Consider the following 21,624-nt stretch of genomic DNA (forward strand, 5'->3'; position numbering starts at 1 on the left):
ATTGGACTCAATTTCATTCAGTTTGGTTCGGCTGAGAGCTGATCAACCCAAAAATTGCCTTAGCTAGGTTGTTCAACTTTTGGCTTGTCTTCTGGATTTAATTCAAAATTCTGAAGCTCCATTATTCTACTCTGGCTCAATTTTACACTTCGGTCAACTGGTTTGTAACCTTGAGCAGAAATTTGAATAGTAAGATCCGTATATTCTCCATCGGGCAAGTTTATAAAGCTAAAGCATCCGTCAATAGCAGTTAGAGTTCGGTCAGGACGCTCAACCATCTTTTCCCAACTCTTAGCATACTGGAGAGCGTGTAAATCGAGCCAATTTTTGAATTTGCCTTGTTTTTGGCCAACTTCCACTAAAGCCCCAGCAATCGCTAAGTTAGTTTTAGCATCTATAACTTGTCCGGCGATCGCCACCCGATTTTTTGTCTGTTCCTTTGCTGACATAATTTTATTTTCATAATTGAGAATAATTTATTATCGACTCCTGCACAAGCTTTCCAGCTTCTACAGGTTCATGGACATCTACCGCAATGGTAACAGTATAGCTCAGAATTGCTTTGGGCTTCCCTCCCATCACTTGCCAGAATTCCGACCAATTTTGGGATTGAGGTGGACGCAAAGCCATTGTTCGCAACGGAGGTTCTTTTCCCTGGAGACTACCACGCAAAAACTCATTGGGAATTTTGGGGTAGCGCATCAGTATCTTCATAACTTCACCTAAAAACCGATGTTCATCTCGATCACTTTGATCTTTTTGAACGCTCTCGCTTTTTTTCACCCAAACTGTAATTAAATAGGAACAATCAACTCTGACTGGAGGCGGATATTTGAGCGCGCTTCCATTAGTTTGACGCTCTACGATCCACTCATTGCTACGCAATTCTAGGTTTTCTCGAATATCATAGAGAAATAAGTTAATCGTAGTAGCAACTGCATCTGTGCTGCTAGCCACCTCCTTATCAGGGGCAGCAAAGCTAATTCCAAAATCAGTAGACCTCCATTTTTTAGAAAGTTCTTGACTGAGTAATTCTTGCAGAGTTTCATCTAAGTCTTGAATCATTGATTTAAGCGATGTCTCGCACAGGTGTCACTACCGACCACTAGAACAAATTAAACAATTTAATTTTTTTCCGAATCGCCAAGAATAATATCTGACTATCGATCGCCGCGTTCTGAAAAAATAGATGCGTGAGAATTCAATTTTTTATCCTCAACCTGGTAATGATGCAACACCTGTTGAAAGAGGTAATACTTTTTCTCGTTTAGTTGGGAACCAACTAGCTGTCTTCTATCTTTCGATAGACCAACTCTATTTTTTTAGATTGATGCTTGTCAAGGGGGTAAGACCCCTTTTTTTGGTTATTTATATTAAGAAAATCTACAGACTGTAAAAATTTAACGCCTAGTCGCAAACAATACCGTCTGAAGCGTCTTGCGATCGCTTACCGCAGGAAGTAAGAACGCCAGTTCCAGAATTCGGGGTGCATTTAAGTGGTGACAGAGGTACGATCGCTTTATGCCCCCAACGGCTGCACGCTACAGGTCGTTTTCTGCAAGCTCACTCAACAAGCGATCGCCCTCCTGACGGCCCGCACCCCAACTGTTGCCCTAAACGGGTATCCCCAAATCCTGCCCTAGTGATGGAATAGTTTTTTGAGAGTATCAGATAAATGAAGCGGTGGACTCAGCCGTTTCAACCAGTACGACTGAAGCGTCCTTCATCTTCGCCGATCGCATAAGGGGCGATCGCAACCATCACCAGCAGCAAATGGTGAAGCTATCGCGCCGACTGAGAATCAACACCGATACACTCACGGCTTTCCCCAAGCACTAAATCACATCTGGCAATTCATCTTCAACAAACCGCAAGCGCGGATATCGGTAAACAGCAACTGTTACCAGTATGGCTAGAATTTCCATCGTAATAAATAGCAAGCCAATACCGCGGCCCGGCCCCACACCAATGATTTGACCGATGCTTCCAGCTAATAAACCGTCCGCCGCCATTAAAGGTTCAAAGATTCGTTCGGCTAGGGGGGCAGCCATAGCATAAGCTAGGGGGATGCACGAGAAACAAATCATATTAATTGTGGCAAAGACTCGGCCTTGAATATCGGGAGCCACTTTTCGGAGCAAAATAGCATCACACCAACCATTGATAAAAGGTAAACTCAAGAAAAACAAGAAGTTAGCTAGAGCGAAAAGGGCAGTATCGGTGCGTAATCCCAATGTTAAGATGCACAGTTGACTGAGAAAGGTAAAACCAAATACACCACGAATTAATGGTCTTGGCCCTCCCCAAACACTCATCACTACGCTGCCTACTAACATCCCTGCACCGCCAAGGGATTGAATCGTTCCGAGAACGGTAACTGAAGAGAAGGAAAGTACCAGAGGTGTGAATAAAACCTCAATCATTCCGAGTGCAACATTATTGATGGCAAATACAATGAGCAATGCGAACAGTCCAGGGCGAGTGTAAATGTAAGTCCAGCCTTCAATTGCTTCACGCCAGAGTGAAGGTTTCTCATCTTGGAAAACAGTAGCAGTTTTAACATTAGGAAAGCGAACGAGTAACAGAGTTGTTACAGCAAAGAGGAATGTGGCAAAGTCAATTAAAATAATCCCTTGAAGCTCGATGGTTCCTAGCAAGACCCCTGCCAACAGCGGTGAAATTAGCTGGGCGCACGCTTCTGCTGATTGAACCATACCACTAGCACGAGGGAGAAATTCTTTCGGCACTAATGAAGAGGTCGAAGCAGTGTAAGCGGGCAACTGAAACGCTTTGCAGATGGAACTGAGGCTGACAGCCAGGTAGATGTGCCAGATTTGAAGGCTTCCGGTAGCGAGTAATAGGGCGATCGCCACTGTTGTCATCCCCGCAGCAAAGTCAGACAAAATCATACACTTGCGTCGATTCCATCGGTCAACTAAGGCACCCGCTACTGGAGAAATTAGGATGCTCGGTAACAGAGCCAATAGCAAAATCAGAGAGAATTGGGTGACTGAACCTGTACGTTGGTACACCCACACTCCCAATGCAAAGCTTGTTAGACCCGACCCAATTAAGGATATTAGTTGTCCGAACCAGACGATAAGAAAAACACCTATTCCATCGGTAAAGGGTCGGAGATTCTTAAGAATACGCATAATGGCTAATTTGTACTATACAAAAGGTTAGTTTGACTGGATTTGCAACACATAGCCTTCACAATGTAAGTCGGCTGCCTGGAAACCTAACCCTTCTAAACCTTGATAGTGCTGCACGCAAGTTTCCAGATTTGGCAATCCTACAGTGGGCTTGATACTCTCAAAACGAGAAGAGAGAAGACTGGACATAACGCAGCCCATGATGTTTAGAGGATTGGTAGGCTTAAACTCGTCTGACAATGAATCTTCATCCATGTTTTTCTTCATTGATTCGGGTAGGTAGATGACCGTTTCTATCGGGTCAGGTGCGTGAAGCGCTCCACCTTCGGTAAACAAAATATCTTTGTGTTTCTCAAAGCGCTTAATCGCCTGTTCTGGAGAAAAGCAGTGTGGGCCAGAATCATCAACAATTAGAGTGCCTGGTTTCAGCCGATCAATGTCGAGAATATCTGGGACGTTGGTAGCACCAATAATTAAGGTAGCATCGTAGATTTCGGGTGGGAGTTCCGATGAAGAGGAAGAGGTAGCGATTTGAACAGAACCTCGAAATCCTAAATCACCGCTCAGTTCGCGTTGAAGATTTTGAAGCGATTCCAGTTTACTGTAAATATCGCACACTATAATCGATTGAGGATGCGGCAAACATTTTAACATCAGGCGCAGGGTATTAATTCCAATTGACCCCAATCCGATGAAAGCGACTTTCTCTCGCTGTAAAGAACGATTACTAATCTGTAAAATTTTCTTAATGGTCAGAACAACAGAAGAGCAGGTAGTAGCGTGTCCCGTAGTGATTTTTGGTAAGTTGTTACGTCCCTCAATAGCTTTAGCAATCGCACGACCGTAATCCGTTGCCGAGGGAATTAAACCCGTTAAGGAAACAGTTTTCGCACCGATTCGCCCTGCCATTTCTAAAGCTTCAACAACCATTTGTACGAGTGTCTGCTGGTCGCTGTATAGTTCATCCTCGAATATAGGGAGGATTAGACCCGCTATTCGACCCCATTTAGTTTCCATAACAGCATCCCACATCGGAAGGTTTTCCAACCACTTTTGGAGGACTTCATCGCGAGTTAACTTGGTTTCTTTTAGTAGGGAAATAGGAAGATAACCCAGAGCGGCTGAATCAACTGGTGCTATTTTTCCTACAGCTAACAAGGATAGCAATGAGCGCTGTTCTAGTTTAAAAAATGGAGAGGATTCTGTGATTTTGGGTAAAGAAGCAATCATCGGTTTTTCAACTTCGGTTTGAAGTTCTTTTAGGTTGACAGATGGCTCAGTCGTGAACAGCGGTTCGATGGCTTTGGCTAATTTAGCTATAGTGGGATGCTCAAATAGAAGCTTGACTGAAACTTTAAGGTTCATCTCTACTGAGAGCTTGGATACGAGTGAAACTGCTTGCAGTGAATGTCCTCCTAGTTCAAAGAAATTATCATTAATGCCGACCTTTTCTAATCCCAGGACTTCAGCCCAGATAGCAGCCAGTTTCACTTCAGTCGGAGTGCCAGGGCCGACAAATTTGTCTTCCTGTTCGTTGTAAAAGTTATCTGGTGCGGGTAAGGCGCGACGGTCTATTTTGCCGTTGGGTGTCACCGGCAGCGCTTTGATCAGCACAAACGCGCTCGGTATCATGTAATCAGGTAGCTTTTGTTTCAGGTAGTGGCGCAGGTTGCGAGTTACAGTGCGCTGCAAAGTTTTCCACAAGTCTTGAGTGTCTAACTGATAATCTACGCTTTGCTCGATTTGAGCCTGTTCGCTGGGTGTAAGACGAAAGCGAATCCCAGCCTGTGGTGGATGTGACCAAACTACTGTCCCAGAAAGCCAGCGCGGTTCGCTCTCTCCAGGTAGTTGCATATGCACGCGGACGCTCTCACCTCGCTCGATAGCCGGCACCCCCACCAAACCAACGCCGCCAGTGGAGATATCCTGTGTGTGGATTGTGAGGGCGTTACCGTTTAGTTCTAGTTGGCATTCACTGTGATAAGGGACACGTTCTGGAATAAGGTTAGAGACTAGATAAGCTACGAGGCGCTTGTTTCCAGGTGCATCTTCTCGGTCGATGACTGTCACTGAGCGCACGTTCGGATGTTTTGCCAGTACAGCCTCAATTTCTCCGAGTTCGATGCGGAATCCGCGAATCTTCACTTGGTCATCTATCCGACCTAAGTATTCGATATTGCCGTCGCTCAGGTAGCGGACCAAATCGCCAGTTTTGTAGAGACGTTCACATGGGTGATTACTAAAGGGATTCCGAATGAACCGCTCATCGGTCAAATCGGGACGGTTGAGGTATCCTCGTGCTAAACCAGAACCACCGATATGCAACTCACCAGGAATACCAATGGGTACAGGCTGACGATTCCCATCTAAGATGTAGGTCTGGACATTACCAAGGGGACGACCGATCGGCAACTCCTTCAATGTCGTGTCCACTACCGATAAATCATATATCGTTGCCCCCACAGTGGCTTCTGTCGGGCCGTAATTATTCACCAGACGAACTCGCTGTCCCGCATATTCAAGCCAAGTTTTCAGTCGTTCGGGCAGTGCTCTTTCTCCGCCAATGATTATTAACCGCAATGATGGGGGTAATACCACCGTTTTTTGGCTCAAGAAAGCGGTCAGTTCGTGCCAGTAGGCTGTCGGCAAAGCCATTACAGTTATTTCCCATTTCTTGCACTTTTGCAAAAATCCCTCAATGGAGTCCAGCATGGAATCGGTACGCAATACAAGTGTGGCACCAGAAGTTAGGCTGGTATAAATTTCTTCGGCACTGACATCAAAACTAATTGAGGAAAATTGTAAAATGCGATCGCACTTCTCTATCTCATACTCAATATTGACGGCACTGGTATAGTTTACCAAAGATCGATGCTGGATAGTAACTCCCTTTGGTTTTCCAGTAGAGCCAGATGTATAAATAACATAGGCTAAGTTCTCGGCATTTACGCCGTAGGCAGTGTTTTCTTCGCTGTGTTGGGCGATCGCCTCCCATTGTGTATCCAGGCAGACTACCTGTGCTTCATACTGGACCAGTCTGTCAACTAACCGTTGTTGAGTCAGCAACACTGGTACAGCCGAGTCTTCTAGCATGAAAGCCAAACGCTCAGACGGGTATGCGGCATCGAGTGGAACGTATGCGCCCCCAGCTTTGAGAATCCCCAGAAGTCCTACTATCATCTCCAGAGAACGCTCGACACAGATGGCAACCAGTGTTTCTGGTTTTACCCCCAGTGCTTGTAAATGGTGTGCTAATTGGTTAGCTTTGGCATTTAGTTCTCGGTAGGTTAGGTACTCCTCTTTAAAGATTACTGCTACTGCATCTGGTGTTTGTTCTACCTGCGCTTCAAATAATTGATGAATACATAGATTCTGAGGATAGCCTTGTTGAGTTTGATTCCACTCGACTAATAACTTGGATTGTTCAATTGCCGTCAAAATCGGTAAATCTGATAGCCTTTGTTCTGGATTCGCTACAATACCAGCCAACAAAGTTTGCCAATGCTCTATCATTCGAGCAATGGTCGTGGCATCAAAGAGGTCTGTACTATATTCAAAAGCTCCTGTTAAACCCTGCTCGGTTTTCTGTAAAGATAAGATTAAGTCCAACTTAGCCGTATCATTGCTTCCTGGTTCAGATATGTTAATTTTTAAATCTTGAAGAGTAATATCAGACGTTGATTCATGCTCCATGTCGAAACTTATTTGAAACAAAGGCGAGTAGCTTAAGTGACGCTCTGGGTGTAGTGCTTCTACTAACTGATCAAATGGTAAGTCTTGATGATCGTAAGCTTCTAAAACAACTTGTTTAACTTGTTGTAATAACTGAACAAAGGTAGGGTTGTCTGATAAATCTGTACGCAGCACTAAATTATTAACAAAAAATCCCATCATTCCTTGAAGTTGAGGGTACTGACGATTAGCAACGCTCGAACCAACAACAATATCGGGTTGATTAGTGTAGCGATAAAGTAATATTTTAAATGCTGTGAGGAGCAACATAAAGAGCGTGACCCCCCGCTGCTGACTCAAACTTACGAGTGCTTCACTAATATCTTGCTCAAGGGTAAAAACTTGAGTTTCTCCGCGAAAGGATTGTACAGCAGGTCGGGGACGGTCGGCTGGCAATTCTAACAACGCTGGCATTAGAGCTAGTTTTTGCTGCCAGTAAGCGAGTTGAGACTGTAAAACTTCTCCCTGTAACCACTGCCGTTGCCACACAGCAAAGTCTACATATTGAAGGTGGATTTCAGGCAGAGTTAGTGTATGATGCTCAACTAAAGCTGAGTAAATTGTGGTTAACTCTTGAACAAAGATATTGACAGACCAACCATCAAAGATAATGTGGTGAACTGTTAGCAGTAGAACATTTTCTGTTGGAGTAAGCTGAACTAACTGTGCTCGGAGTAGAGGCTCTTGGGCGAGATTAAACACATACATTACTGACTGAGAAGCTAATTTCTCATATTCAATCTCTCGTTCACTTGCTGGCAGAGGACGAAAATCCACGACTGGCAGCGTAAAATCTCTAGTGGCAGCGATCGCCTGAACGGGTTCTCCATCTACAGCAATAAAGTTAGTGCGTAAGATTTCATGGCGATTGATGAGTAATTGCAAGCTTGACTCTAAAGCCGCAATATTGAGTTGACCGCTAAAATGCAAGCCAAGAGGAATATTATAGAACGCGCTGTTCGGCTGCAATTGGTTGAGAAACCAAAGACGCTGTTGGGCAAAGGAAAGAGGGAAGGTGTTGTTTTCGCTTCGGGATATAGGAGCGAGTTCACTGGCATTCTTCTGATTATTGGCTTGGTGCAAAAAGGAGATTATCTCTGCTTTACGCCCATTAATTTCTGACTTAAGAGCAGGGGTGAGTGTCCCTTCAGGAGCGTTGCAACGAAGGCGATCGCCTTCCATAAATAGGTTGATATCTAGCTTGCGTAGATTATTTATAAACTCAATTGTATTCATCAAAATTCCACCTCTTCTCTGTTATTAATAGTTGTGTTGCTCGTTTCGCTATTTTGACTCGCCCAAGATATTGCTTCAATGTAGCTAGAAATACCCGCTACAGTGGGAGATTCAAACAACTTCGATAAAGGCAGATTCAGCCCAAAGGTATGACTCACTTTTGAGAGCAGTTGAGTCGCCAGTAAAGAATGCCCACCTGATTCAAAAAAATTGTCATTTATACTCACTTTCTCTACTCCTAAGACCTTAGCCCAGATGGATGCTAGTAATTCTTCTGTAGGAGTCCGAGGAGCTACAAAATCTCCTTTTTGAATCAAACTATTGAGGTCTGGTGCTGGCAATGATTTGCGGTCTACTTTGCCATTCGGTGTCACTGGCAAGCACTCCAAAATCACAAAAGCACTAGGCACCATATAGTCTGGTAATTGCTCTTTCAGAAAATGGCGCAATTCACTAAAAGTGGGTGCTGGTTCCTGAAGAGGGACAATATAAGCCACTAAGCTCTTTTGACCCGGAATGTCTTCTCGAAGCGTAACAGCGACTTGGAGCAAGTTTGGATGCTGGCTGAGTGCTGCTTCAATTTCTCCGAGTTCGATGCGGAAACCGCGAATCTTCACTTGGTCATCTATCCGACCTAAGTATTCGATATTACCATCGGGCAGATAGCGAACCTGATCTCCAGTTTTATAAAGGCGCTCAGCGGGAAAGTCACTAAAAGGATTGCGAATAAACCGCTCATCGGTCAACTCAGGACGGTTGAGATACCCCCGTGCTAAACCAGAACCACCGATATGCAACTCACCAGGAATACCAATGGGTACAGGCTGACGATTCCCATCTAAGATGTAGGTCTGGACATTACCAAGGGGACGACCGATCGGCAACTCCTTCAATGTCGTGTCCGCTACCGATAAATCATATATCGTTGCTCCCACAGTAGCTTCTGTAGGGCCGTAATTATTCACCAGACGAACTTGCTGTTCCACACACTCAAGCCAAGTTTTCAGTCGTTCGGGCAGTGCTCTTTCTCCGCCAATGATTATTAACCGCAATGATGGGGGTAATGCCACCGTTTTTTGACTCAAGAAAGCAGTCAGTTCGTGCCAGTAGGCTGTCGGCAAAGCCATTACAGTTATTTCCCAATTCTTGCACTTTTGCAAAAATCCCTCAATGGAGTCCAGCATGGAATCAGTACGCAAGACAAGCGTCGCACCAGAAGTCAGGCTGGTATAGATTTCTTCGGCGCTAACATCAAAACTGATTGAGGAGAATTGGAGAATGCGATCTGACTTCTCTATTTGATATTCAGCGATCGCAACCGTCGTGTAATTAACTAGCGACCTATGTTCAATTAAAACGCCTTTAGGTTTTCCAGTAGAGCCTGATGTGTAGATAACATAAGCTAGGTTATCAGGTGTTACGCTGCTGCTAGGGTTCTCCTGACTATGAAAAGCAATTTCTTCCCAATCTTTTTCAACGTAGACAACACGCGCAGAATGTGAGGGAAGTTTCTCGACCAACTTTTGTTGAGTCAGCAGCACTGGCACTGAGGAATCTTCTAGCATGAAAGCCAAGCGCTCGGAGGGATAGTTTGGGTCGAGTGGAACGTAAGCGCCGCCTGCTTTGAGGATGGCCAACAAGCCAATTACCATTTCGAGCGATCGTTCTACACAAATTCCTACTAAAACTTCAGGTTTTACCCCTAAAGTTTGCAAATAATGTGCTAACTGATTGGCTTTTACATTTAATTCTCGATAAGTTATTTGTTCCGCTTCAAAAACCACCGCCACAGCATCAGGAGTTAATTCTACTTGTTCTTCAAATAACTGATGGATGCACCGATATTGAGGATAATATTTCTGAGTATGATTCCACTCTATTAACAACTGATGCTGTTGGGTTGCACTCAGCAAAGGTAACTCTGAAACTGGCGTTTTTGGATTAGCAACAATTGTTGATAATAATGTTTGTAAATAACCCGACATCCGAGCGATAGTTGACCCATCAAACAGGTCAGTATTATATTCCCATTGCCCGATAAAACCATCATTAGTATTTTGAAACGATAAATCCAAATCAAACTTAGCGTAGTTAGTGCCTATTATCAATCGGCTGACTTCTAATGCAGGTAAAGAGAAGTTAGATATCGGCTCATTTTCAACCCCAAACATGACCTGGAATACAGGGGAATGACTTAAAGAACGCTCTGGTTGCAATGCTTCTACTAATTCCTCAAAAGGCATATCTTGATGAGCGTATGCTCCCAATGTCACTTCCCTGACTTGACGTACTAACTCTTCAAAGCTGGGATTTAAGGATAAATTAGTAGTTCTCAGAGCTACAGTATTGACGAAAAATCCGATTAGCTTTTCTGTTTCTCGATAATGACGATTAGCTACTGGCGTACCTACTACAATATCATCTTGACCTGATAAGCGATAAAGCAACGTTTGAAATGCTGTTAAAAGGAACATAAATGGGGTAACACCCATGCGTTTACAGAGTGAAATAATAGCTTCACTTAGTTCAACAGGAAGTTGAAAAGATTGGTGTGTACCTTGGTAAGTTTGAATCGCTGGTCTGGGTCGGTCTGTTGGTAATTCTAATAAAGCGGGAATCCCTTTGAGTTGTTCCTGCCAATAGTTAAGCTGTGTTTGGAATACTTCACCAGTTAACCAGTTGCGTTGCCAAACAGCAAAGTCAGCATATTGAATGGGTAATTCTGGCAAGCTCGGAGTTTGATTATTACATAATGCTGTATAAATTGTACTTAGTTCTCGTTCGAGTATCTCAATTGACCAGCCATCAGCAATAATATGGTGGAAGACTAATACAAAGATATAATCTTGTTCACCTAATTTCAGCAAAGAACTTCTTAGTAAAGGTTCTCGTTGGAGGTTAAAAGGTTGATGTGCCACCTGAGTAACTAATCTTTTCGCTTCAATTTCTCTCGCTTCTTTAGATAAAGGTTCTAAGTCTATAATCGGTAATTCCAGCTTGTAGTTTGCCTGAATAATTTGAACGGGTTTACCATTTTGAGTAGTAAAGTTAGTCCGTAAAGCTTCGTGACGAAGAATAATCTCATTGATACTATCCTCTAAAGCACTGATATTGAGTTGACCGTTCAACCGTAAAATGTTCGGGATGTTGTAGAATCCACTTTCTGGTTGCAATTGGTCGAGGAACCACAATCTAGCTTGGGCAAAGGATAATGGGATTTCGGTTGTGCGTTGAACTGGTAATATGAGTGGTCTTTGTACAGGGTTTTCGTTACTTAGTAAAATTTGAATCTGTTCTGCTAGTGAGGCAATAGTAGGGGATTCAAATAAATGGCGTAACGGAACTTCCACAGCTAAACTTGCGCCAATTCTAGAGATAATTTGAGTCGCTAATAAGGAATGTCCTCCCAAGTTAAAGAAATTATCATTAATTCCTATTCGTTTAATTCCTAGTACCTCCGCCCAAATGTTGGCTAATATTTCTTCTAAAGGAGTGCGCGGTGCAACAAAAGTTAATTCGAGTTCCGGTCGAATTTCTGGGGCAGGTAAAGCACGACGGTCTACTTTACCATTTGGGGTTAAGGGAAAGTGTTCCAGTGTGACAAAAGCACTGGGTATCATGTAATCGGGGAGTTGCTGTTTGAGGAAATGACGTAGGTCAGCAACGGTGGGTGATACTTCTGTTTGGCGAACGAAATAAGCTACTAATTGTTGGGTGTCTGTGGTATTTTCAATGGCAACAACTACAGTTTCTCGTATAGCTGGGTGTTGCAATAATGCTGCCTCAACCTCGCCCAATTCGATGCGGAAACCTCGGATTTTTACTTGGTTGTCGATGCGGGACATATATTCGATGTTGCCGTCTGGAAGATAACGGGCTAAATCTCCAGTTTTATAGAGGCGCGAACCCGGTTCATTGCTAAAGGGGTTGGAAATAAATTTCTCATCAGTCAACTCAGGACGGTTGAGATAACCTTTGGCAAGTCCCACACCCGCAATGTGAAGTTCTCCCGGAACGCCTATCGGTACGGGTTGATTGTGAGGGTCAAGAATATAAACTTGAGTGTTATCAATCGGACGACCAATCGGCAGCACGTCCATACCTTCAAAGCATTGTGCGACTGTAGCGCAGACAGTGGATTCAGTTGGCCCGTAAGCATTAAAGAAGCGCCGTCCTTTTGCCCATTGAGTGGCTAGAGAAGGAGGACATGGCTCTCCCGCGACGATGATATTCTCCAACGCTGGCAACTCCTCACTCGGCAGAGCAGCAAGTGCTGATGGTACAAGAGTAAGATGGGTAATCTTTTGCTCCTGTAATAGCCTCAGCAAAGGGTTTCCCGGTTGCAGTGACTCCCGCGTTCCCAAACAAAGTATTGCTCCCGCACAAAGAGCCATGACAATTTCTGAGATAGAACCATCAAAGCTAATGGATGCAAACTGGAGAACCCGACTATCGGGCTGCACATCGAACAGCTTGATTTGTCCCTGTGCTAGATTACACAATCCTCGATGAGCAACGAGAACTCCTTTAGGCTTTCCGGTTGAGCCAGAAGTATAAATGACATAAGCCAAGTTCTCTGATGTCACGCCAGTAGTGGGAGAAAGTTCACTTTCAGTAGAGATTTTTTCCCAATCAGAATCTAAGCAGACTATTTGTGCTTGATGTTCTGGTAACGAGGAAACCAGTTTTTCCTGAGTCAATAGAACTGGTAGTTGTGAATCATCGAGCATATAGGCGATGCGCTCCGATGGATAAGCAGGGTCTATCGGAACATAAGCACCACCTGCTTTGAGAATGCCCAAGATTCCTACAATCATCTCAAGGGAACGTTCGACACAGATACCTACCAGTGTTTCTGGTTTTACCCCCAGTCCTTGTAAATGGTGTGCTAATTGGTTAGCCTTGGTGTTTAGTTCTCGGTAGGTTAGCTGTTCGTCTTTAAAAATTACTGCGGTTGCATCTGGTATTCGTTCTACTTGTGCTTCAAATAATTGATGAATACATAGATTCTTCGGATAGTCTTGTTGGGTTTGATTCCACTCCACTAATAATTTGTGTTGCTCAATTGCTGTCAAAATGGGTAAATCTGATAGCCTTTGTTTTGGATTCGCTACAATACCAGCCAACAAAGTTTGCCAATGCTCTATCATTCGAGCAATGGTCGTGGTATCAAAGAGGTCTGTACTATATTCAAAAGCTCCTGTTAAACCGTGCTGGGTTTTATGCAACGATAAGTCTAAATCTAACTTAGCTGTGTGATTCCTTTCAGATTCAAATGTGCTAATTGTTAAATCTTTCAGTTCAAGAGTAGTCTTTGGCTCATTTTCTAAAGCGAAAACTACTTGAAATAAGGGGGCGTAACTTAGATTTCGCTCTGGATGTAGTGCTTCTACTAACTTCTCAAATGGTAAGTTTTGATGATCGTAAGCTTCTAGGACAACTTTTTTAACTTGTTGTAATAACTGAACAAAGGTAGGGTTGTCTGATAAATCTGTACGTAGCACCAAATTATTAACAAAAAATCCCAGCATTCCTTGGGTTTGTGGGTGCTGACGATTAGCCACTGGGGAACCAACTACAATATCGGGTTGATTAGTGTAGCGATAGAGCAATATTTTAAATGCTGTTAGCAGCAACATAAAGAGCGTCACTCCCTGCTGCTGACTTAAATTTACAAGTGCTTCACTAATCTCTGGCTCAATCGTAAAAAATTGGGTTTCTCCGCGAAAGGACTGTAGAGCAGGTCGAAGACGATCTGTTGGCAATTCTAACAACTCTGGCATTAGAGCTAGTTTCTGTTGCCAGTAAGAGAGTTGGGATTCTAAAACTTCTCCTTGTAACCACTGCTTTTGCCAAACAGCAAAATCTACATATTGAAGATTTATTTGGGTCAGATTTGGTTTACTTTCTTCAATTATAAATGAGTAAATTGTAGTTAATTCTTGAAGAAAATTATTAATAGACCAACCATCAAAAATTATGTGATGAATTGTTAGAACTAAAACATTTTCAGTTGAGGTTAATTGAACTAACTGTGTCCGCAGTAAAGGCTCTTCGGAGAGATTAAATACATAGCTGGCTGCAATAAAAGCTAATTTCTGACACTCCAAATCTCGTTCACTGGCAGGCAAAGAACGCAAATCAACGACTGGTAAAGAAAATTCTCTAGCCGCATTTATGAATTGAGTAGGTTTTTCGTCTACGGTAATAAAGTTAGTGCGTAAGATTTCATGGCGATTGATGAGTAATTGCAAGCTCGATTCCAAGGCAGCAATATTGAGTTGACCGCTAAAATGCAAGTTCAGAGGAATGTTATAAAAGGGGCTGTTAGGTTGTAGTTGATAAAGAAACCACAATCGCTGTTGATCAAAGGAAAGAGGAAAGGTATTGTTTTCTGTTCTGGATACGGGAGCGATCGCAGTGGTATTGCTTTGAAGATTCGCTTGTTGCAAAAATGAGATAATCTCAGCTTTGCGCTCGCTAATTTCTGCCTTAAGAGCAGGCGTAATAATCCCTTCAGGAGCCTTGCAACGTAGGCGATTGCCTTCCAGAAACAGCTTAATATTTAACTTTCGGAGGTGATTAACAAACTCAATCGTATTCATTAGAATTCCACTTCCTCTTCTTTGTTATTGATTGTGATGTTGCTGGCTTCTAGACTTTCTTTTGCCCAAGAAATTGCTTCAACGTAGCTAGAAAGGCACGCTATAGTTGGAGCTTCAAAAAACTTAGATAATGGAACGTCGATTAAAAAATTTTCCTTCACTTGTGCGATGAGTTGAGTGGCTAGTAAAGAATGCCCCCCTAATTCAAAGAAGTTATCATTTATCCCCACTTTTTCTACTTCCAAGACCTGAGCCAAAATGGATGCTATCAATTTTTCTGTAGGAGTCCCAGGAGCTACAAAATCGGGTTTGTGAATTAAACTATTGATATCTGGTGGTGGCAATGATTTGCGGTCTACTTTACCATTGGGGGTCAGTGGTAGTGTCTCCAGCACTACAAAAGCATTCGGTATCATGTAATCAGGCAATTGTTGTTTAAGGAAATGGCGCAAGTCGCTAATTGCAGGTGCTGGTTCCTGATATGGGACAACATAGGCAACTAATTGCTTATCGTCTGTAGCGTTTTCTCTGACTATAACTACAGTTTCTCTGATAGCTGGATGCTGGGCGATCGCTGCCTCAATCTCGCCCAGTTCGATGCGGAAACCGCGAACTTTTACCTGATTATCGATACGACCGAGGTATTCGATGTTGCCATCTGGGAGATAACGCGCTAAGTCGCCGGTTTTATAGAGTCGGCTATTAGGTTCGTTACTAAATGGATTGGCAATAAATTTTTCAGCGGTTAAATCAGGCCGGTTTAGATAGCCTCGCGCTAAGCCGGCACTGGCAATGTGTAGTTCTCCAGGAACTCCAATGGGAACGGGTTGGAGGTAGTAATCGAGAATATAAACTTGAGTATTATCAATCGGACGACCAATATGAGGCAATGTATTATCTGTGCTACCGCAGGTCACTAATCCAGAAGTCGTGACCACAGTGTTCTCAGTTGGCCCGTAGTTATTGACTACCTTGAAAGGAATTGAAGCTGATGGATACTGATGAAGCTTATCTCCACCTGTCAGCATAATTCGTAAAGCTCCGTCACAGCGCCATTGCAGAGACAACAGCTTTTCTGCTATTGGGGTAGGGACAAAAGTAATTGTTATTTTTTTCTCAACTACCCAGTCGCGGAGCTTTTCTGGAGAGAGAAGAATCTCTGGCTTAACTAAATAAATACTTGCTCCCGATGCTAAATAAGGCCATACTTCCCAGACGGAAGCATCAAATGCAGTTCCAGCTAGCTGAGTAGCTCGATCTGACGATGTTATTTCAAAAGCGTGTTGGTGCCAAAAAACTAGATTTAACAGTCCTGAATGGGGAATTAAAACCCCTTTGGGCTTTCCGGTTGAGCCAGAGGTATAAATGACATAAGCTAAGTTTTCTGGTGTCACGTTAGTGAAGGGAGAAAGTTCACTTTCAGTAGAGATTTCTTCCCAATCAGAATCTAAGCAGACTACCCGTGCTTGATGTTCTGGTAACGAGGCGACCAGTTGTTTCTGAGTCAATAGAACTGGTAGCTGCGAATCATCGAGCATATAGGCGATGCGCTCAACCGGGTAGGCGGGGTCTATGGGGACGTAAGCACCGCCAGCTTTGAGAATGCCTAGTATTCCCACAATGGCATCAAGAGAACGTTCGACACAAATGCCCACTAAAACTTCTGTCCCAACTCCGCGAGAGCGCAAGTAGTGTGCCAACTGATTCGCTTTTGCATTCAACTCTCGATAAGTCAGTTGTTCCCCTTCAAACATTACTGCCACAGCGTCAGGCGAATTCTCAACCTGTTCTTCAAATAATTGATGAATGCACTTATCCTGGGGATACTCAGCTTCTGTGTTATTCCATTCGACTAATAGCTGGTGTCGCTCGATTTCTGTCAGCAGGGGCAATTCAGAAAGCTTCTGTTTTGGATTGGCTGTGATCGCTTCTAGCAAGGTTTGGAAATGATCTGTCATTTGAGCGATCGTGACATCATCAAACAAGTCGATATTGTATTCCCACTCCCCGATAAGTCCCGATGCAGTCTTCTCTATAGACAAAACCAAATCAACCCGCGCCATGCCAGTTTCTACTGCTAATGGACTTACCCTTAAGCCTTCCATTTGGATTTCAGGTAATTCATCGAGCAGCATGAACATCACCTGGAACAGTGGTGTGTAACTCAAAGAGCGTTCTGGCTGCAATATCTCTACTAATTTCTCAAACGGTAGTTCTCGATGACCATAAGCTCCGAGCGTTACTTTTCGCACCCTAGAGAGTAAATCCTCAAAGCTTGGGTTTCCTGCCAAACAAGTGCGTAATACTAGCGTATTAACAAAATATCCAATCAAATCCTTAAATTCGGCGCGATCGCGATTCGCAATGGGCGAACCGACTACAATATCATCTTGCCCTGTATAACGGTAAAGTAATGTTTGAAACGCCGTTAAGAGCGTCATAAAAATAGTCACTTTTTGCCGCCGACTTAAATCGAGCAGAGCTTCGGTGAGAGGCTTTGGAATGACAAATCTATAATGTTTTCCTCGAAAAGTTTGTGTAACTCCTCGCGCTCGGTCAGTGGGCAGTTCTAATAGAGGTGGGGCATCTAATAGTTGTTCTTTCCAATAAGTTTGTAGGGAATCTAATACCTCACCTGTCAAGTATTGCCTCTGCCAAACTGCAAAGTCTGGATACTCAGCCGGGAGTGGAGGTAATTCTTGGGATAAGTCATTGTAGAAAGCTGCTAACTCCCGCCACATAACACCTAATGACCAACCATCCCAGACAATGTGGTGAGTTCTCAGCAAGAATATATATTCTATGTCTGTTAGCTTAAGTACAGTCGCTTGGATTAAGGGTTCACTAACTAAGTCAAAGGGCTTTTGGGCTTGTTCCGTTGCTAATTGTTGGACTTCTGTTTCTCTGTCACTAGCATGTAGATTGCTTAAGTCTATAACTGGCACTGTCAAAATCAAGCTTTCAGCAATAACCTGAACTGGCTGCCCGTTAACCGTCGTAAAGTTTGTTCGTAAAGCTGCGTGGCGATCAACGATTTTGTTCAGGCTTTGCTCTAGCCTAACGATGTTTAGTACGCCCAAGAATCGTAAAGCAAATAGTTCGTTGTAAGAAACGTTATTTGGATCTAACTGGTTCAAAAACCACAGTTGTTCTTGGGGAAAAGATAGAGGTATGTCCCTTTTTTCTGAGAGGGGTACAATTGTTCGGTCAGTATCGTTCGCACTTGTCTTATTCTGGGATAGCAACGAGATAATTTTTGCTTTATTTAATACCAGAAAATCCCGATCTTCTGATGTCATTACCCCCTTGGGAGCGCGAAAACGCAACGTATCACCCTCTAGCCACAATTTGACACCGCGTTCGGCAAGTTCAGCTAAAAATTGATTGAGGTTCATAGTGCGCCCTCCTCCATCTCATATGAACGGAGTTCGCCACGTCGGCGAACATCCAGCGTCGCGCAATGGAAAGAACCCATGAAAGGATAGTAACTTTCAAATTCACAAGGAATCGGTTTAAACCCCCAGTCTTTTAATGCTTGAATCGTAGATTCCTGTGATTTTTCGACGATTACTCGCTCTTCATCGAGACTAAGTACGTTCATATTGACCCACTGACTGATCACTTTTGTGTCATACAGTGTCATCGGCGTTCGGTTCGGTTTAGGTGCGAGCAGGATATCCCAAGATTTGAAGTAGTCAGGCAGGTTGTCAACATCTATGAACAGGGGGTTTACTAACACTTTTCCTGGAGCGAGGGGAACTAGGGTAGTGTCAATATGCAAGGCTTGGGGGCAGAGTGACTGAAGCTCGTGAACTCGATATTCATCACCCAGGTGCCGCCGCACCCATTCAATCCCAAGACTGTTAGTAACGTGACTCTTCTGGACAAAAATATCTCGTCCAAAGCGTACAAAGTCTGCGGCATCAAAAGTTGGCTCAAACTCAGTGATTACAAAGCGCCTTTCCTCACCTGGAGCAGGAGTTTTGTAATCTGGGTCGTATTGTGAATCAAGTAGCTGTGGTTTGGGAGCCGCAACCCACTTAGCTCCTCCCTTTAAGTATTCTTTTAGTAGGGAGCGATAAGCCCACGACTCGAAATAACGACTGCGATCGGCCATTGGAGCTTCAATAATTTCATTCCCAATTACCAAGAAAACGTCGCGGGGATTTGCTGAACAAAAGCCATTCATGACTTCCCAATCTGGTGTGCGGAAAGAGGCCGAGTAATCAACAATATCTGGGCGACGGACAATAACTCCTTCGGATTCAAGAATATGAGCAAATCCATCGACACACTTGGTAGCAGCCTGAACGAGCCACTCTGGGTAGGGGAGCGGCTGTTTCTCCGTCCGCTTGGCTAAGCTCTCCATTTGTTTCTCCTGACCAGGAAGCACGGTAGCGCGATGAATGGTATGCCACGAGGGAACCATTGCCCCATCGACGATGCCAACAATAACTTCCTCAAGTGGATCCCATTCATTGTAAGAACACACGGGAGATGGGTTAGTAACTGTGGCGGAGCGATCGAATGACTTGGGGGAGGCGAATTCAGTGACTGTTCTTTTTTCTAAAGACTTAAAATCCTTGTGTGGCTTATCGTTACGTAAAAGTTCAAGCTGTTGAGACATTAATTGAAGCTGTTGCGCGATAATTCTTTCTACACTGGGCTCAGATTCTACATTTTCATTTGGTTTTTTCATTGCTTTATATTGGGGGACGGCTACTGCTGCATTAAATGTTTTGGCTTGAGCTAGTTTTTGGGGCGGTTTACTGGATTGAAAAGTGGATGTTTTAACTGTATCAAGCGACTTTAATTCGGGATTTGAGCAAGTTGATGATTCCGATTCTTCGGAGAAATTCCTATCGATATAATTAGCTAGAGTCTCAATAGTTTCTAATTCTTCAAAAAACTGTTGAACTTCCACATTGACTCCAAAATTGCTTTTAATGCTTTGCATTATTTCTAAAAGAAGGAGTGAATCAGTACCCAGTTCTAAAAAAGTGGTATTATCATCTATTTCCTCGCTCTTTATTTGTAGCAACTTCGCTACAAAAGAACGTAATGTTGAGCTAATACTGTCGGAGGATGTAGTTTGTAATCCAGTATCTCTGTGCTTAATAGAGGAAGTAATATCCATTTTTTGATTAGATATATTAGTTTCTAATGGCTTTAGCTCCCTCGTTTCACCATATTCATGTAGCACCTGACGATTTACCTTGCCATTCGGTGTTAATGGCAGGGCATCTAACATAACGAACACTCCTGGAATCATGTAATCGGGTAGTTTATCTTTGAGAAAACCGCGCCAGTCACTGCGAGAAATCGCCCTGGCATCCCTAGGGACAATGTAGGCTGCTAGATATTTGCGATCTGCAACATCTTGTCGCGCCACTATCGCAGTTTCTAAAACTGCTGGGTGTTGAGACAACACAGCCTCAATTTCGCCGAGTTCGATGCGGAAACCTCGGATTTTTACTTGGTTGTCGATGCGACCAATAAATTCGATGTTGCCATTTGGGAGATAACGAACTAAATCTCCAGTTTTGTATAGGCGAGAATTTGGTTCGTGGCTAAATGGATTAGGAATGAACTTTTGCTCGGTTAAATCAGGACGGTTGAGATATCCTCGGGCTAAACCAACACCCCCGATATGGAGTTCTCCTGCTACTCCAATGGGGACGGGTTTGTTCTCAGTGTCGAGAATATAAATGTTGGTGTTAGCGATCGGCCGCCCGATAGAGGGCTTTTGACTTCCATCAGTGCACAGGGTGAGGGTAGCCCAGATAGTGGCTTCTGTTGGCCCATAAGCATTGAAGAACTGACGACCTGATGCCCAACGTGCTACAAGGTTGCTGTTACAAGCTTCCCCAGTGGCAATCACTGTCTGCAATGTCGGAAGGTCTTCGGGAGGCAGAAGCGCCAAAACAGTCGGTGGTAGGGCAACAGTCGTAATGGCTTTGTCGCGCAACAACCCAATCAAAGCAGGTCCCAGCATTAATGAGTCCAGCGAAGCCAGTACCAGTGTCGCTCCCGACACCAGAGCCATGACAACTTCCCCAACTGAGACATCAAAGCTAAAAGAGGCGAACTGAAGAATACGGTTCTTTGGCTGCACATCAAATAGCTGAATTGTGGATATGGCTAGGTTGCACAGCCCCTTGTGCGCTACTAAGACGCCCTTGGGCTTGCCTGTAGACCCTGACGTGTAGATGACGTAGGCTAGGTTATAGGAGGTGACGTTGCTGCTAGGGTTTTCCTTACTTGGTTGGACAATTTCTTCCCAGTCTTTGTCCAAGTAGACAACACGTGCAGAATGTGGGGGAAGTTTTTCGATTAGCTTCGACTGAGTGAGCAACACTGGTACAGAAGAATCTTCCAGCATGAAGCCCAACCGTTCCAAGGGATAAGCTGGGTCGAGCGGAATGTAGGCACCACCTGCCTTGAGAACACCCAGCAGTCCTACTATCATCTCGATGGAACGTTCGACACAAATTCCCACCAATACTTCTGGCCCTACACCCAGCCCTTGCAGGTAATGTGCCAGTTGGTTTGCCCTTGCGTTCAATTCGAGGTACGTCAATTGCTGTTCTTCAAAGACCACCGCCACAGCGTCAGGTGTCCGTTTTACCTGTTCCTCAAATAACTGATGAATGCAGCGATCGTGAGGATATTCTCTTGTAGTGTTATTCCACTCGACTAATAACTTATGTCGTTCGGCGTCTGTTAAACTTTCTTTGCTTCTAAGTTGCTGTTCTGGATTAAATGCTGAAATTTCTGATTTATTTAAAGGAGCTACCATGTGTCTAAGTTTAATTACAAATAATATAGTTGCGGGAACTAGCGTGACATTGAGGGCAATTTTGTAGGGGCAATCCGTTGGCTTGCCCCTAACCGAG

The 21,624-nt window shown here is 43.8% G+C and carries 9 protein-coding genes; 2 read left to right on the top strand and 7 right to left on the bottom strand.

Going from position 1 to position 21,624, the window contains the following annotated elements; genetic code table 11:
* Positions 1–59 precede the first annotated feature (59 nt).
* Both QT992_RS12635 and QT992_RS12640 read right to left on the bottom strand, forming a co-directional pair.
* Complete coding sequence (locus QT992_RS12635; protein ID WP_333335520.1) at positions 60–449, bottom strand: carboxypeptidase regulatory-like domain-containing protein; 390 nt, start codon at positions 447–449, stop codon at positions 60–62.
* 10 nt (positions 450–459) lie between these two features.
* A complete protein-coding gene (locus QT992_RS12640; RefSeq protein ID WP_333335517.1) occupies positions 460–1,065 on the bottom strand; it encodes a DUF4255 domain-containing protein in 606 nt (201 codons plus the stop codon).
* 431 nt (positions 1,066–1,496) lie between these two features.
* Here QT992_RS12640 and QT992_RS12645 point away from each other — a divergent pair, with 431 nt between their 5' ends.
* On the top strand, positions 1,497–1,643 hold the full coding sequence (locus QT992_RS12645; protein ID WP_333142299.1) for a hypothetical protein: 147 nt from the start codon (positions 1,497–1,499) through the stop codon (positions 1,641–1,643).
* 40 nt (positions 1,644–1,683) lie between these two features.
* Positions 1,684–1,839: a hypothetical protein gene (locus QT992_RS12650; RefSeq protein ID WP_333335514.1), complete on the top strand. Its 156-nt coding sequence runs from the start codon at positions 1,684–1,686 to the stop codon at positions 1,837–1,839.
* Here QT992_RS12650 and QT992_RS12655 read toward each other — a convergent pair.
* Genes QT992_RS12655 through QT992_RS12675 form a run of 5 tightly spaced genes read right to left on the bottom strand, consistent with a single transcriptional unit; the run spans position 1,836 to position 21,527 of the window.
* Positions 1,836–3,155, bottom strand: coding sequence for an MFS transporter (locus QT992_RS12655; RefSeq protein ID WP_333335510.1), 1,320 nt, complete (start codon positions 3,153–3,155; stop codon positions 1,836–1,838). The genes QT992_RS12650 and QT992_RS12655 overlap by 4 nt on opposite strands.
* 27 nt (positions 3,156–3,182) lie before the next feature.
* Entirely contained in the window at positions 3,183–8,123 is a 4,941-nt protein-coding gene (locus QT992_RS12660; protein ID WP_333335507.1) for an amino acid adenylation domain-containing protein, read from the bottom strand.
* Complete coding sequence (locus tag QT992_RS12665) at positions 8,123–14,728, bottom strand: amino acid adenylation domain-containing protein (RefSeq protein WP_333335505.1); 6,606 nt, start codon at positions 14,726–14,728, stop codon at positions 8,123–8,125. The genes QT992_RS12660 and QT992_RS12665 overlap by 1 nt, the downstream gene beginning before the upstream one ends.
* Positions 14,728–18,123: an amino acid adenylation domain-containing protein gene (locus tag QT992_RS12670; RefSeq protein WP_333335502.1), complete on the bottom strand. Its 3,396-nt coding sequence runs from the start codon at positions 18,121–18,123 to the stop codon at positions 14,728–14,730. Before QT992_RS12670 ends, QT992_RS12665 begins: the two co-directional genes overlap by 1 nt.
* Positions 18,120–21,527 carry an amino acid adenylation domain-containing protein gene (locus QT992_RS12675; RefSeq protein ID WP_333335499.1) on the bottom strand — a complete coding sequence of 1,136 codons (3,408 nt, stop codon included), beginning with the start codon at positions 21,525–21,527 and terminating at the stop codon, positions 18,120–18,122. Before QT992_RS12675 ends, QT992_RS12670 begins: the two co-directional genes overlap by 4 nt.
* Positions 21,528–21,624 lie beyond the last annotated feature (97 nt).

Source organism: Microcoleus sp. T3_D1 (genome assembly GCF_036700405.1).
Classification (GTDB): Bacteria; Cyanobacteriota; Cyanobacteriia; order Cyanobacteriales; family Microcoleaceae; genus Microcoleus.

Coding starts and splice junctions, on each gene's coding strand:
- QT992_RS12635 (WP_333335520.1), bottom strand. CDS start 449: ATGTCAGCAAAGGAACAGACAAAAAATCGGGTGGCGATCGCCGGACAA.
- QT992_RS12640 (WP_333335517.1), bottom strand. CDS start 1,065: ATGATTCAAGACTTAGATGAAACTCTGCAAGAATTACTCAGTCAAGAA.
- QT992_RS12655 (WP_333335510.1), bottom strand. CDS start 3,155: ATGCGTATTCTTAAGAATCTCCGACCCTTTACCGATGGAATAGGTGTT.
- QT992_RS12660 (WP_333335507.1), bottom strand. CDS start 8,123: ATGAATACAATTGAGTTTATAAATAATCTACGCAAGCTAGATATCAAC.
- QT992_RS12665 (WP_333335505.1), bottom strand. CDS start 14,728: ATGAATACGATTGAGTTTGTTAATCACCTCCGAAAGTTAAATATTAAG.
- QT992_RS12670 (WP_333335502.1), bottom strand. CDS start 18,123: ATGAACCTCAATCAATTTTTAGCTGAACTTGCCGAACGCGGTGTCAAA.
- QT992_RS12675 (WP_333335499.1), bottom strand. CDS start 21,527: ATGGTAGCTCCTTTAAATAAATCAGAAATTTCAGCATTTAATCCAGAA.